This window comes from Acinetobacter sp. AOR43_HL, from assembly GCF_027854635.1.
Classification (GTDB): domain Bacteria; phylum Pseudomonadota; class Gammaproteobacteria; order Pseudomonadales; family Moraxellaceae; genus Acinetobacter; species Acinetobacter pittii.
This window is the reverse complement of record NZ_JAKTHX010000002.1, coordinates 1-14,195: the sequence shown is the minus strand read 5'-3', so window position 1 is coordinate 14,195 and position 14,195 is coordinate 1. Positions and strand designations below refer to the sequence as shown.

At 34.6% G+C, this 14,195-nt stretch carries 11 protein-coding genes and 1 pseudogene; 3 read left to right on the top strand and 9 right to left on the bottom strand.

Annotated elements, in window-relative coordinates:
• Window positions 1–24 precede the first annotated feature (24 nt).
• On the top strand, window positions 25–642 hold the full coding sequence (locus MKL33_RS00095) for a TetR/AcrR family transcriptional regulator (RefSeq protein WP_270906254.1): 618 nt from the start codon (window positions 25–27) through the stop codon (window positions 640–642).
• A 139-nt stretch (window positions 643–781) separates the two neighbouring features.
• Here the strand turns inward: MKL33_RS00095 and MKL33_RS00090 are convergent, their stop codons facing one another.
• On the bottom strand, window positions 782–1,336 hold the full coding sequence (locus MKL33_RS00090) for a TetR/AcrR family transcriptional regulator (RefSeq protein ID WP_270906253.1): 555 nt from the start codon (window positions 1,334–1,336) through the stop codon (window positions 782–784).
• A gap of 772 nt (window positions 1,337–2,108) precedes the next feature.
• Here MKL33_RS00090 and MKL33_RS00085 point away from each other — a divergent pair.
• Together MKL33_RS00085 and MKL33_RS00080 are read left to right on the top strand one after the other, a co-directional pair.
• Entirely contained in the window at window positions 2,109–2,930 is an 822-nt protein-coding gene (locus MKL33_RS00085; protein WP_063099472.1) for an ROK family protein, read from the top strand.
• 6 nt (window positions 2,931–2,936) lie between these two features.
• Window positions 2,937–3,089, top strand: coding sequence for a phosphoglycerate mutase family protein (locus tag MKL33_RS00080; protein WP_014207433.1), 153 nt, complete (start codon window positions 2,937–2,939; stop codon window positions 3,087–3,089).
• A gap of 40 nt (window positions 3,090–3,129) precedes the next feature.
• Here the strand turns inward: MKL33_RS00080 and MKL33_RS00075 are convergent, their stop codons facing one another.
• The 8 genes and pseudogenes from MKL33_RS00075 to MKL33_RS00040 all read right to left on the bottom strand — a co-directional run.
• Complete coding sequence (locus MKL33_RS00075) at window positions 3,130–3,873, bottom strand: hypothetical protein (protein WP_141314374.1); 744 nt, start codon at window positions 3,871–3,873, stop codon at window positions 3,130–3,132.
• A 107-nt stretch (window positions 3,874–3,980) separates the two neighbouring features.
• On the bottom strand, window positions 3,981–4,343 hold the full coding sequence (locus MKL33_RS00070) for a hypothetical protein (protein WP_208753385.1): 363 nt from the start codon (window positions 4,341–4,343) through the stop codon (window positions 3,981–3,983).
• Window positions 4,344–4,797: 454 nt separating this feature from the next.
• Window positions 4,798–5,511 carry a DUF4882 family protein gene (locus MKL33_RS00065; RefSeq protein ID WP_126646342.1) on the bottom strand — a complete coding sequence of 238 codons (714 nt, stop codon included), beginning with the start codon at window positions 5,509–5,511 and terminating at the stop codon, window positions 4,798–4,800.
• A 241-nt stretch (window positions 5,512–5,752) separates the two neighbouring features.
• Window positions 5,753–6,631, bottom strand: a complete 879-nt coding sequence (locus MKL33_RS00060; protein ID WP_002118503.1) for a MetQ/NlpA family ABC transporter substrate-binding protein — start codon at window positions 6,629–6,631, stop codon at window positions 5,753–5,755.
• A 763-nt stretch (window positions 6,632–7,394) separates the two neighbouring features.
• Window positions 7,395–8,584, bottom strand: a pseudogene (locus MKL33_RS00055) (HlyD family type I secretion periplasmic adaptor subunit).
• On the bottom strand, window positions 8,581–10,713 hold the full coding sequence (locus tag MKL33_RS00050; RefSeq protein ID WP_161282563.1) for a type I secretion system permease/ATPase: 2,133 nt from the start codon (window positions 10,711–10,713) through the stop codon (window positions 8,581–8,583). The pseudogene MKL33_RS00055 and the gene MKL33_RS00050 overlap by 4 nt, the downstream one beginning before the upstream one ends.
• Window positions 10,710–12,236 carry a TolC family outer membrane protein gene (locus MKL33_RS00045; RefSeq protein ID WP_161282564.1) on the bottom strand — a complete coding sequence of 509 codons (1,527 nt, stop codon included), beginning with the start codon at window positions 12,234–12,236 and terminating at the stop codon, window positions 10,710–10,712. The genes MKL33_RS00050 and MKL33_RS00045 overlap by 4 nt, the downstream gene beginning before the upstream one ends.
• 132 nt (window positions 12,237–12,368) lie before the next feature.
• Window positions 12,369–14,195: type I secretion C-terminal target domain-containing protein (locus MKL33_RS00040; protein ID WP_270906252.1), on the bottom strand; the 1,827-nt coding region annotated here is incomplete at its 5' end.

Sequence of the window (14,195 nt, the reverse complement as noted above, 5' to 3'; positions counted from 1 at the left end):
AATAAGATGTGCAAGAAAACCGATATGTTAAAAAAATCTCCAGGTCGTCCCTCTCGAATTCGCCCTACTATCATTGCTGCAGCACGCGAACTATTTCTTGAGTATGGATTAGAAGTCCGTTTAGAGGCTGTTGCCACGAAAGCCGGTACAAATCGACAAACTTTATATAACCACTTCCCGACCAAGACAGCGTTACTTATTGAAGTCTTTGATCATTTAAAAGCAGAAATGGAAGCACCTTTCATTGAGCAGCATGAATTAAAAAATAAGCGCCTAGATCAATTACTCTTAGAAATTGGGCAGGCTGTACAAAATCATTTTTATCATATTGATGTCATTCGTCTGCAAAGATTGCTGATTATTGCTTTAGTTGAAATGAAGGAAATTCTTCCAAAAATTCAACAGCGTACTCAGGGAAATATTAAAAGATCGTTAACCGATATTCTTGCAACAGCGCACAATGCAGGCATTGTTAAAATTGATCAACCTGAGGCAGCAACAAAAGCGTTCCTTGGTGCTGTTATGGGATATGCATATCCTGCTACGCTGATTAGCGGAAACATTCCGACTCCCCAAGAATTACAACAGTTAAATGAAGAAGTTTGCCGAACCTTTTTAAAAGCATGGCATTATAAAGAATAGAATCCAAATAAAAGCCCTTGTTATAAAAGGGCTTTTTAAATTAGACATTTAAACATCGTATCAATTATTAATGGCTTGAAGAAACATCCAGCAAACTCATTTAAGCAGATTTAGCAGGAATATTTTTGCTTCACTCATTTTATTTAAACTGCTTCAAAAAACAGTCTAATATCATCTCTTTATCCCCTACTTGACCCGAGCTTAAAAGCTGAATAATGGTTCCCTCAATCATATATAAAAATAATTTGGCGTCCTGAAAGGAAACATCTTTTTTTAGTTTTATTAACTGACTATAGATTTCATTAAGCAACCATGTTCTATATCTCATTGCGGTTATATAGGCTTTTGGATAAGTCAGTTTGATTTCAAAAATTGCTTTAAATAATAGATAGTAAAGCCCCTCCAAATCGGTGTGTAAGACATAAAGTTTCTTAAGTTTATCCATCACACTTGTTTGACTGGTGTACTCAACCATTGAAACTACTTTTTCTTTTAAACGTTCTTTTTGCACGATCATGCAGATTTCAATAAATCGCTCTTTAGAATGAAAATAATGATAAAAAGTCGCTTTTGGAATTTGAGACTCTTTCACAATTCTGTCGACTCCAACCGTATGAAATCCGTGATGGTGAAACAGATCAATTGATTTATTTACGACTTGTATGGCACGTGGGGAGATCACTAAATTTGGCATAGTTTTACCGTTATAAAAATTCTTGTTGTATGTAAACGAGATACTTTTTTGGGAGAAAAAAAGGCATAGCAAAGCCGTAAAGACTGTGCGTGGCACATCTCAAGTTTTATTGTTGATTAAGTTTTTGGTCGCGACGAATTAAAGCCTGAAAGCACTAATCGCTATCAAGCTGCTTATAAATTTAAGTCGTGTCGATATAGACTTTGGCAAAGGCTGCCAAGAAATTAAGAATGTGCAAAGCCAACTCCTTTTTATTGGGAGTTCTGCCAGACATGAATAGGAATTATGGTGGCAGAACGAAAGGGGGTTAGCAGACTGGCTCAAGACCCAGCACACCCGAAGGTGTCCCCCTTCCGTCCTACCGCTACAAAAAGGGAGACGAACGGGTCTACATCAAAAAAATGAATTTTTTCAATGTTCTTGAGCACGGTCTGCTAAAACCGGCTGGCAATGTGGCCAGCAGGCAAAGAATAGTGCCCTGTCCTTTTACAGTCAAGCACACAAAATGACATTTGTTTTAAAATAGATCATTAAAAAGTAAGGATAAATAATGAGATGATTATTGTTAAATGGGGGTTTATAAAGGAGAGAAAAACAGAAAAATTAGTAAACAACTATTTGTTATGTTTACGCGAATATTCAGTGTAAGGAAAATGATAGATCTTCATTTGAATTAAATTTAAAAGTTATTACACAAACACTGATAATTATAAAAACACTATCCTCTAGACGAGATAGAATTTAAAAAAATGATTTTTACATAAGGCATGGGATGAACAGACAGAAAATTGGTGTAGATCTTGGAGGTACTAAATTATTAATATTATGTGATGAAATTGAGGAGATATTTAGTACAGGAATTTCATTCACCCCAGAAGAATTAATATCACACCTACAATCTTTTATTTTAAAACATGGAATTAAACCCGAAAGTATAAGCCTAGCAGTGCCGGGTCTAGTTAACGAATATGGGCACATTGTTAATTGTGATGTCCTCCCTGCATTTACAGGTTGGCAAGGAAATGAAGCATTAAAATTATTATGTAGTAAAACAATTATCTTAAATGATGTAAAAGCTGCCATGCATGCGGAACTAAATGATTCCTCGTCTCATGCTGCAAGCGGCATTCTTATGATTGGAACAGGTATTGGGGCTGCATTCATAATAAATGGAAAACCCTTACTGGGAGCTAGTGGTTGGGCTGGTGAGCTAGGTTACCTACCAGTAAAAAGTAATGACGGAATTAAGCGTCTAGATGAAGTTGCAAGTGGCTCAGCAATTACCAAGCAATGTGCACTCAGTCCATCTAATCTAGCATTAATGGCTAACAATGGAGATCAAGCAACTTTAACTGTTATAGAAGAGGCAGGCACAGCTTTAGGTCTTGGAATAGCAACTGTTATTAATCTTTTAAATCCATCGCAATTAGTAATAGGAGGAGGAACAATAGAATTACCCGGTTATTTAGACGCGGCTTTAAAGTCTGCTAAAGAAAACTGCCTTCCTGAGCTTTGGCAAGATTGCGACATATCAAAAGTAAAAGCGGGAAGAAAAGTAGCTGCTTTAGGTGCTATACGTGCAATTGAACAATAAAATAATATGAGTATTTTTCTGATCCGACATGCTGAGAGTGAAGCCAATATTAATGGAAAAACCCTTTCGCATGCTTCAATTGCTTTAAGTGAATTTGGACATAAACAAGCTCAAGCACTCTGTTCACAACTACCTAAAATTGATCATGTAAATGCATAAGATTACTGACCTAATCTTTAAAGAGGTCGAATAGAGCTTTTCAGTAAGGTTGAAACCAAGGTTTCTTTGGTGCAGTACCAGTATATGCAGGACTAACTTTAATTGGCCCCTGACCTTTTTCGCATTGTTGAACACCCCATTCACTCGGGCGAAAACGTGCATTGGGTCCATCGGGTTCAGGTTTACCAAATTCTTTTGCAATATCATAATGAATGGATGGAATTTCAAGTAACACGATGTCTCCACGAGAACAGGTGATGGTGGGACGCTTCGTATCGTAAACCCATTTACCATAACCATTTTCCTCATTAGGGTCAAAGCGCATAACTGGACCTATTTGCTGATCCCATGCCAATTCCATTCGAGGAGGTTCCATCGCAGTTACCCACATTCCAGCGACTTGTACAGGATGAGGAAAACGTACAGCTTGTAATCCCCGTAAACTCAAGGGTAATTGAGGCTCACCGTTGTCAAAAGCATCATAACGACTGATTAAGCTCCCTTTGGGAATCAACAGTTCTCCATATGGCGCATCTTGAGATAAAATGAAATGGCTGCGACTTTCTTTATAATGCTCTTTAAGTGCAAACTCATACCCTACCGATGCAATCATATAAAATAAATAACCTGCCCATAGGTCACATATTAGTGCCAATACGGTAATGAATAATGTCTTTCGAGAAAAAAACCTAACAGGCTTTTGAGCCTTATTTCGCCAAAAGAATAGTGCTTTCACCAACAAGCCTAGTGTTAGTACAACACCAATTAATGGAACAATAAACAACAGAAAAATTGTGAAAAAAGAGAATGGCTGTACCGGTATCATAATTTTTAAATCTTTAACTTCATATATTTTTATATGCACCCATTATTATAGATACTTAATTCATTTCATACGAGGTGTATTGATTTTTTAGGAAAATTCAAAAAAATATTTAGGCCCAAGATAGATTCTCTAAAGGGATCAAAAAGAATTTTTTCATTACACTCAATAGCTTTTTCTAAAAAGCTTATTATTTTAGAAATTTCATCTATAAAAGCTGTATAAATTTCAATTAGTTTTTTAAATTCGTTAATTAATTGATAAAGCTGTCTGTCACTATATAAATCGTAATCTACATATGAAAGATCAGAAATAAATGGAAGTGTTTCCTGATCAAAAATTGAAACTAAAATATCTGCAAATTCTTTTTGTATTTGGTAGGCGAATAAAGATTCGCCTTCTTTCATAGACTTAAATGTCCAAATATGCATTAAATACATTCTTAAAATTTTTCCTAAAGCTTTCCAATTTTCATAATATTATAAAAATATCTTATTATGTATTTAATATATTAGATATTAATGAATGTATAAATTATTATAGTTTAGCTATAAAAAGCCCCTGTTCTATAGAAGCATTTTCAATTAAATTATTTATAAACCCAAGGCACGACCAGTGAACCAATCCAAGTAGATTTAGCCGAGATATTTTCAGATTTACGAACACAGCAGACATCAGCACCACTACTCTAAAAATATAATCTCACTCCTGAAATCTATGAATATTTGCAAGAGTTTAACTATTTATTGAGTATAAATGGTAATACCAATATGGATGACCGTAGAGTTTGAATGGATGCTTATTGAAAAAAAATAGATTACTCAATAGACCCTTAAAACTGCCTAACTAAAGTAGTGAGGCAGCGTATTTGATATGTAATTTATTTTAAAGAGGCGTTCCACAAATATCTGTGGTGCCTGTTGGATAAGTAAATTGTAGTTTTGAATGATCAGAAACTATTTCATATGATATTTCTTTACCAAGGGCACTAGAGTTAGAAGCATAAAATCCCTCTTCAATTGCAATAGCAAACTTCATTTTGCTTAATGGAGTTGTATAACTCCATGTGTATCCCCTATCTACACCATTTACAATATAACCAATTTTCTTGCTGATTTGATTGTAATAAATTCCCACTCTAACTGTTTCATTTGCTAAAACTTCTTTTTGTGTCTGATTTGGGGTTATGTTTCCAGAAATAGAACTCATGAACAAATTTTGCTGTGAACCATACGCACTTCCAAAACTTGGTGCGGCAAAAACAATACCGTCATAATTACTTGTTCCTGTGATAAATCCTGAAGCTAGTTCATTTGAGTTTAGATTTATTGGTTTCTTGAAAATATATTCAAAAGCAATCACATTAGACTGAGCAATATTGGTATCAGTTTTAGTTTTTATCAGTGTTCCTATGTTTATATTAGCCAAAGCCTTAGTTAACACTTTCTGTCCAGTTATTGTTATATAGTTGCTTGGATTTGGTGTCCCTTCTGGTGTTTGTGAAGCGCTTGGATCAATCTCTAAATCACCAATTTTACATTCGGCCCAACTCTGTACACTGATAATTAATAAGCTAAGAATCAATATATTTTTTTTCATTATTTCACCTTAATTTTATTGTGATTTTTGATTGTATGGTAAAAATTTAAGGTTTAGAAATTTTTCAGATAAAGAGACAATAAGTTAAGTATGCTAAGAATTATTTGATAGCTAGTCTTCTAAAATTAATATAAATCTAGTTCCGATAACTTTGGATTTCCTTTAAAAATAAATGAAACAAAAGCTAAGCCCCTATTACCGAGACTTAGCTTTTAAAAATAATTTTAAATTAAAAAATTACTTATTTGATGTCTGCAAATTCAGAAACAGGTTTGTTCACTTCAACTTTTGTTCCACCGAATTTTTCGCTCACAAACTTTTGAACTTTAGGTAAGTGGTAAAGTTCACCAAGTTTTGTATAGATCGGGTCGTTTTTGTTCGCTTCAGCAACACCCAACAAATTCACATAAAGCTTTGTAGACTGGTCAATAGGCTCACGGAAGATAGAATCTTTCATTACATTGAGACCACCCTCAAGTGCCAACGTATTACCTAACACAATCGCGTCTACATCGTTTTTAACACGAACGGCTGTAGTCATTTGAATTGGTTTTAATTGTAAGTTTTTAGGGTTTTCAACGACGTCATTGGTTGTCCCTTTTACAGGGTCAAAGTCTGGTTTGAGTTTAATCAGTTTAGCAGACTGTAATAATGTTAAAGCGCGCGCTTCATTGGCAGTATCGTTTGGAATCGCGATAGTCGCGCCTTGTGGGAACTCTTCAACAGATTTAACTTTATTTGCATAAATACCCATTGGCTCTAGGTAAGTTGTCGCAACAGCAGCAACTTTAGCTGTATTTGAAGAGTTATAAGCTGCCAAATAGTTAAATGACTGGAATGCATTTACGTCTTGTTCGCCACTTGCTACAGATGTATTCAATACAACATAGTCAGTCAGGTTAGTCACTTCGAGTTTAATGCCCGCTTGAGCAGTTTCAGGAAGCGTTGCAACGTATTTCCATACGTCAGTGTCTGAACCTGTTGATACCAGTTTAATAGTTCGAACTGATTCAGTTTTGTCTTTAGCTGATGCTGTATTTTCAGTTTTTGCAGGTTCTTTATTACATGCGGTCAGTGTTAGAACAGATGCGCTGAACAGAACACTAAATAATTTTTTCATAGATACATCCTAAAATAGGAAACGCCTATCTTACAAAAGAGTTAGGCATTGCCAACCAATGGGTCAAAATACAATTTTGGGGCGGAAATAATTTCCAGATATCGGGTTTAGAAAACTGAATTCAGCATCATTCCTTCCTTGAACTTGCTCGCTGAACAATAGAATTATGTTTTGAAACAGTTTCTAAATATTGGCTCATCATATATCAATAAATGAATATTCTACAAATAACTTGTTCAATTCTGATATATAGAAGCTTAATTGGTAAGATATTGAAAATAAAAAACATATTATATAAATATAGTAATTTTGATTAAAATATATACTTATTTGATTTATATGAAATTTTCAGGATTTATTAGCAGTATTTAAGCTAAATCTTACTGTAATGTAGACACTAGGCGTAAAAAAAGCCCTTGTCGTTAACAATGGCTTTTTTAAGAATCTGGTGGAAGCGGTGAGATTCGGACTCAAGAAATTACTTTTGAATAGATTCCATTAAAATTCAGCCTAATAACCATCGACTAAACCCCAAATTTATTTTATAAAAACTATAAAATGTAATAAAACATACACTTTAAACTTAATAAAGAGCCCACTTTAAGGTGGGCCTTTATTACTTCTTTTTCTTTGCGCTGATCAAGAAGGTTAATATAAAAAACAATAATCGAATTACAATATTAAATTACACCTCCTTACAAAAAATTAAAAAACAAAGGTACTTAATAAATCCACTTAAAAATTCTTATTATTAAGAGATTTACTATCTTTCCCTTAAAGCTTCTTTTGCTTTATTAAAAGGTTTAATCAAATAATCTAATATAGTTTTCTCACCTGTTTTAATATCTACAGTAGCTACCATACCCGGTGTAATATTAAAGGATTTTCCATTTTTATAGTTAATTTATCTGAATCTGTACGAATATAGACTCTATAGTAAAACTGATCCTGTTTAACTTCATCACGTAAAGTATCTGGTGAAATAACTGTAACTGTCCCCTTTAAGCCGCCATAAATAGAATAATCATAAGCAGTGATTTTAACTAAGGCTTCTTGACCTGGTCGAATAAATGCAATATCTCTTGGCGATATACGAGCTTCAACTAGAAGTTTTTCATCTAAAGGTACAATTGTCATTAATTTCCCATTTTGAGAGATAACCCCTCCTATAGTCATAACATCAATTTCTTTAACAATTCCACGAACTGGTGATTTAAAAATTGCTCGTTTAAGCGTATCAGATTTACCTTTTACGATTTGGGATTGGGTTTCCACATCAGTATTTGCTTTTGCTAATTCTTCACGAGATTTAACTAAATATTGATTTTGAATATCATTCATTTGGTTTATTAAGTCCGTTGCTTGTCGTTTCAAACGTAATACTTCAACGTCACTGGCAGCCCCTTTAGCAACAAGCGGTTCAGTCATTGCCAATTCTTGTTGTACTAAAACTAAAGCTTTTTTTAATCCAGCTAATGACTCTTCTAAATTTGAACGTCGAGAGTGATAAAGGGCCGTTTCCTCATTCACAAGTGATTGAACTTCTAATACTTCTTTTGGAAATACTAAAGCTGTTCCATTTACTTCAGCATTTAAACGTGCAGCGGTTGCCTTAGAAGAAAGAAGCAATGATTTTGTCTCCCCAACATTTGATGCAAATCGAGTTGGATCAAGTTGTGCAAGATTTTGCCCCTTTTCAACAATTTCGCCTTCTTTGACATTAAGTTTAGTCAGAATCCCACCTTCTAAAGATTGAATAGTTTGTTCTTTTGATGAAGGGATAACTTTTCCAGTGCCTGTAGAGACCTCTTCTAATTTAAATGACCAAGCCCAAATTAGTAGAAATAGAACTCCAAAACAGATAATCCATATAAATAGACTAACTTTAGGTAAGGGTTGTCCTAATTGTTTATTCTTATTAGGAAGAGAAAAATTTAACTGTTTATAACTCATGATTTGGCTCCTATTTGTTGCTTAGGTTGAGATAATTTCAAAACCTGCTCTTTAGGACCATCCATTACAATTTTTCCATTATTAATAACAATTACACGGTCAACTAATTCCAATATTGCCTGTCGATGAGTAGCAACAATTAGTGTTTTATTGCCTAACCAACTCTGAAGTTGTTCAATAAATTGCTTTTCTGAAACATCATCAAGAGCAGCTGTAGGTTCATCTAGTAATAAGATATTAGGCTTTCTAATTAACAGCCGAGCCAGTAATAAAGCTTGTTTTTGTCCACCAGAGAGACCAACTCCACCCTCTAAAATTTGATAATCTAAACCTTCCTTTTTCTCTTGTAGAAAATCTAATGCTCCTGAGAGATTTAATGCTTTTAAAATATCTAAATCAGTAGCTAGTGGCGCTCCTAATTTTAAGTTCTCTCGAATTGAGCCAAAGAATAAATGAGAATTTTGGTTCAAAAGCCCTACGTCTCGACGTATATCTAATGGATCAATTAAACCTAAAACGATATCATCAAGCTTAATCTGACCTTGTATAGGCTCTTGCATACCAGCTAATAACTGTAATAAAGAGGATTTTCCTGCACCATTACGTCCTAAAATTGCAATCCTCTCCCCAGCTTTAATAGTAAGCTTCGGAATTACTAATATTGGTTTTCCATCAGTTTGGCTATATCTAAATTCAACCTGATTTAACTCATAATTTCCGAATAATGCAGGCCTATGAATGAGATGTGTGTGAGGAGGTTGATCAACTGGCTTTTTCATAAGTTCATCTAAACCAGTTTTAGCAACTTTAGCTTGCTGTAAACGCCCTAATACTCCCGAGATTTGTGCAATAGGCCCTAACATTCTAGATGAAAGGATTGAACAAGCTACCAACGCACCAGTTGTCATTTCACCTTTCATAACAGTAAAACAACCGACAAGTACAACAATTGCAAAAGCTAAACCTTGTATTTTTTGAGTCCATGCCATCATAATGCCAACTAACTTACGTTGGCGCATTGAAATATCAGCTGCAACCTCATTCATATGATTCCATTGATTTTGGAATCGTGATTCAGCCCTTAATAACTTTATATCTTCAATTCCTTGAACAGATTCAACCAACAAAGCATTTCGTATTGCACTTTCTCGCATTCCTTCTGAAGCTAATTTCGCCAATGGTTTTTGAATTAAAATACCAGGAATAATCATGAGTGGGACTACAACTAACATTACCCAAAACAAGTTCCCGCCAATCAACCAAAAAATAATAAGAAACAAGAAGAAAAATGGTAAATCAGCAATTGCTGATATTGTTGTTGATGTTACTAAGTCTCTAACACCTTCTAACTCTCTAATTTGTGAAATGAACGTGCCTGTTGATTTAGAACGCTCTTTATTTTTTATTCTTAACGCATGTCCAAATACCAAATCTGAAATACTTAAATCAGCGCGTTTTCCTAAAATATCAGATAAATAAATACGGGCTACACGCAAACTAAACTCAAATATCGCTGCTATTAATACTCCTCCTGCTAATACCCACAAGGTTGGTACAGATTGAGCGGGAATAACTCTGTCATACACATTCATAGAAAAAACTATAGTTGCTAATGCCAAAATATTTGCAACCAAAGAAGCAAACATAATATCTATATATCTTTTCCAGTCACGTAAAATGATTGCCCAGAACCAGCTTGCTTCATATGGTTTTATATATTCATCGATACGGGCATCTGGCACAGATTTTTCGGGTCGTAAAATATAAATATTAATTACATGCGATTTAAGAACGTCCAATGTAAATACTTGCGCTAAACCTTGATCTCCACTTAACTGAACACTTAAATTTTGATTCGCATCAATTTTATCTAGTACACCCACTTGGCCATCTTTCATTTCAACAATAACAGGCAAATGCCATGGGCTAATTTCGTCTAAGTTTAACTGGGCCTTACGATAATTCATTCCAATTTGGCGTGACGCCAATGTTAAAATTTCATCTATTGTTTGGTTCTGATGCCAGTCAAATTGAAGTCTGAGCTTTTCTTCCGATGGATCAATAAGATAATGTTTGGCAACAACTAAAATGGCTTGAAGCCATGGCTGATAATTAATTACATTGCTCATGGCTGAATTTGGAATCCTTGAATATAAGTATTATTTAAACGATATAAATCTCGAGAACGGCCAGTTATTTTAATGAATTGTACTAAGTCGGAATAAATACCATATCGAGCAGCCTCTATTTCTTGAGCTGCGCTATGAATGGCTTGTTCAGCATTTAAAAGATCAACAACGGATCGTGTACCTAACTTATATTGCTCTTGATATAGCTCTTTTGTACGAATCGTAGAATTTTGGCGTTCTCTAAGAACCTGAATTTGTCTCTGTTTATTTTCTATTTCTTGACGAATAAGCTGTACTTGATCTGATACATCTAAATATACGGAGTCTAACTCTGCTTTTGCCGCTTCTTCAGCATAACTTGCAGCGCGCTCCTTGGAACGTGTAGCCCCACCTTGAAAAAAATCACTCGTTGTTTCTAGCATTATAGAATTATAAAAACCATCATCTTTATTATTATTTGGATTTCTACCATTTAATGCCTGACTTAAACTTCCTTTAATATTTATAGTAGGATAATTACTTAACTTCGTTTGTTCTTTTCTATATTTAGCAACTTGTATTGCAGCTTGTGCAGCCATCATTTCTGGAATTAATGTAAATTCTGTTTCATCATAAAGACCTGCATTTTTCACTAGATATTCAGGAATATTTATTTCTAAGTTTGAAACGTTATATCCCAATAAATTACGTAATTTTTGTTGATACTGTTTAAGTTGAGTTTCTTGAACAATTTTATTCGACTCAGCAGCTTCTAAGTTCGACTGTGCTTGTACAGGATCTGCTTGACTACTAATACCCGCATTTGCACGTAGATTTGCAATTTCAGCAATACGTGCTATACCATTAATTTGTTGATCGGCTATACGTAAAATTTCTTGATAGCGTTTAATATTAACAATGGCATTTGCTGTTTGATAAGCAATATCATCAATATTTGCTAAAGTGTTTGCTTGTTCTTGAATTAATTTAGCTTTTTCAATATCAACAGAGCTTTTAACTTTTCCAAAATCATATAACATTTGAGATGCTGAAATCGTAAAAAGTTGCCTTCCTCGCTCTCCTGAAGTTAAATCAGCTGTAGTAAGTCCGCCCGATATTTGAGGATAATATGCAGCTTTAGCCACATCAATACTCGCGCTTTGTCCAGCCATAGTAGCTATGCTCTGAGTAATTTCTGGACGACGTTGTAAAGCCTGATGTATGGCCTTAGTAAAATCCAGCTCTTGTTGTTCCCATCTTAAATTTTCGCTTGGAATTTCTCTCATGAAATTCTTCTCTGATATATTTGAAGAAGTCACTAATGGTAAAGCTCCGAGACCTGATCTTTCTTCTAAGCTAAAATCACTCAAATTTTGGATACTTACTTTTAGAAAATTATTTTCTGTTTCTTTTCCAGAATATTGGCTCGAGTGATTTTTCGCAGCATTTAAATAACTCTTAAATGTATCTGCATGAGCCTCTGCTATAAATAAAAGGAAAGGAGAAAATAAAATCCACCCTAATCTTAATTTCATGAGTGTCATTTTAAAAAACTATATTAAATCTAAGACTTACGAACTATTAAATTAAAAAACATTCAAATAAATAATCTTTTAATCAACATAAAATAGAAATAAAAAAGGTTATAGATCTATGACCTATAACCTTTTCATTAATTAACCAATAATAATCTGATTATTATTGAGTAAATCTTGTAGGGTTAAGCCAGCTTGATTCTCAATAATTAATAGATCAGACATATTATGTGTCCCAGCACTACCATCACGGTCTACCTGAACTGTGGCATTACCATTACCATCATCGACAACAGTTATATAATCACCTAAATTACTTTTATCTGCTAATAAACCCTCAAAAAAATCTGAACCAAATTCAATTTTGTCATTAGCTTCGTAATCTATCCAAGTATCAGTACCATTACTTCCAGTAGCATCTGTTGCATTTAACACATCATAGATAATGGTATCATCACCTCGACCAGTCGAAATAATGTCATTTCCTGAACCACCATAAATAACGTCATTACCTGCACTAGCAATGATGATGTCATTTCCAGCTCCACCGTAAATCGTGTCATTCCCTCCTTTAGTCGCAGGATCAGCAGCATCAGCGGCAACAAAGTCATGGAAATTATCTTTTACATAATCATAAATATCTTGCTGGGTTGGTTCAGCACCATTTGTAACTTCAGCTTTTAAATAGGCAATTAATTTTGAATAACCTGAATATTTAGGATATTGAAGAGGGTCATATCCAGTCCAAGTTAAATGATCCGTGTTTATCGCATCACCAAACAGAACATCATCGCCAGCACCGCCCTTAACAGTATCATCGCCAACATCAGCTGGTATAAAGTTTTCAGAACCACCAATTAAATAAGCTATCAGTTTATCAGCATCAGCAATCGCTTTTGCTTCACCATGATTAGTACCACTCCAATCACCAGAAAGTTTATTTCCATTAACATCAGTATTGTCATAACGAGAAACCGTACTATCGCTAATTGAACTACTTACACCTACTGCAAAAACTTTACTCTGCTCAGCTAATGGGGCAAATGCATTGTCCAAAGTTGATTGAGAACTGTTTGGTTCTCCATCTGTAAGGTAATAAGTTTGATTTTCAAAATCAGCAGTAGAGATATCGTCAAACCAATCTACAGCTTTATTAAATCCTCCTTCTGGATAAGTACCACCACCTGCTTGTAGACTATCAAGATAAGTGAATATTTGATTTATATTATCGCTACCTACATTTAAGAAAACTTGGTTATAACCATTCCCAACGCTACCATTTGCTGAGAACGAAGCGATTTGTAAATTAATCACGCCATCATGATCAGTCATTTGCTGAATAAAGGCTTTAAGACCTTTAATGGCAATTGCTAAGCGAGATTCACCTGCTGGTGGATTACTTGTACCATTCATTGCCCACAGCATACTGCCAGACAAATCTAATACAACAGAAACATTATAATCTTGCCCAGCAACAAAGTTGGTTTTTAAACCTCCAGTATCCCCTGCAAGTACATCATTACCTGAGGAACCAACTACATTATTATCACCATTATTAACATCTGCAGTTGGCTCTGCTTTAATGACAGCCTCTAACTGATCATTATCTTGAAGTTCAGTACCATTACGATCCTCAACTGTGGCAACAATCTCCGTAGCATTTCCTTGTGCGATAGTTAAAGTGTAACTATATTCACCGTCAGCATTCGTAAATACTTCTTCAGTAAATGTTAATGTTTCACCATTTTCATCAATACTAGTAATTTCTAAAGTTACTTTACTATTTGGAGCAACATCTTCTGTCGAACCAGTAATTTTGGTGCTATCTGCGTCATTAATATCAACAGAAATCGATCCGTCAACTCGGTCTAATCCACCTTGATCCGGTGTAGATGGATCATTGTCATGATCGGTCTTCACAAGGCTGTCTTCAGCATTGACTGGTGTACCGTTACGATCCACTGTTTC

Coding starts and splice junctions, on each gene's coding strand:
- MKL33_RS00050 (WP_161282563.1), bottom strand. CDS start 10,713: ATGAGCAATGTAATTAATTATCAGCCATGGCTTCAAGCCATTTTAGTT.
- MKL33_RS00065 (WP_126646342.1), bottom strand. CDS start 5,511: ATGAAAAAAAATATATTGATTCTTAGCTTATTAATTATCAGTGTACAG.
- MKL33_RS00070 (WP_208753385.1), bottom strand. CDS start 4,343: ATGCATATTTGGACATTTAAGTCTATGAAAGAAGGCGAATCTTTATTC.
- MKL33_RS00090 (WP_270906253.1), bottom strand. CDS start 1,336: ATGCCAAATTTAGTGATCTCCCCACGTGCCATACAAGTCGTAAATAAA.
- MKL33_RS00045 (WP_161282564.1), bottom strand. CDS start 12,236: ATGACACTCATGAAATTAAGATTAGGGTGGATTTTATTTTCTCCTTTC.
- MKL33_RS00095 (WP_270906254.1), top strand. CDS start 25: ATGTTAAAAAAATCTCCAGGTCGTCCCTCTCGAATTCGCCCTACTATC.
- MKL33_RS00085 (WP_063099472.1), top strand. CDS start 2,109: ATGAACAGACAGAAAATTGGTGTAGATCTTGGAGGTACTAAATTATTA.
- MKL33_RS00060 (WP_002118503.1), bottom strand. CDS start 6,631: ATGAAAAAATTATTTAGTGTTCTGTTCAGCGCATCTGTTCTAACACTG.
- MKL33_RS00080 (WP_014207433.1), top strand. CDS start 2,937: ATGAGTATTTTTCTGATCCGACATGCTGAGAGTGAAGCCAATATTAAT.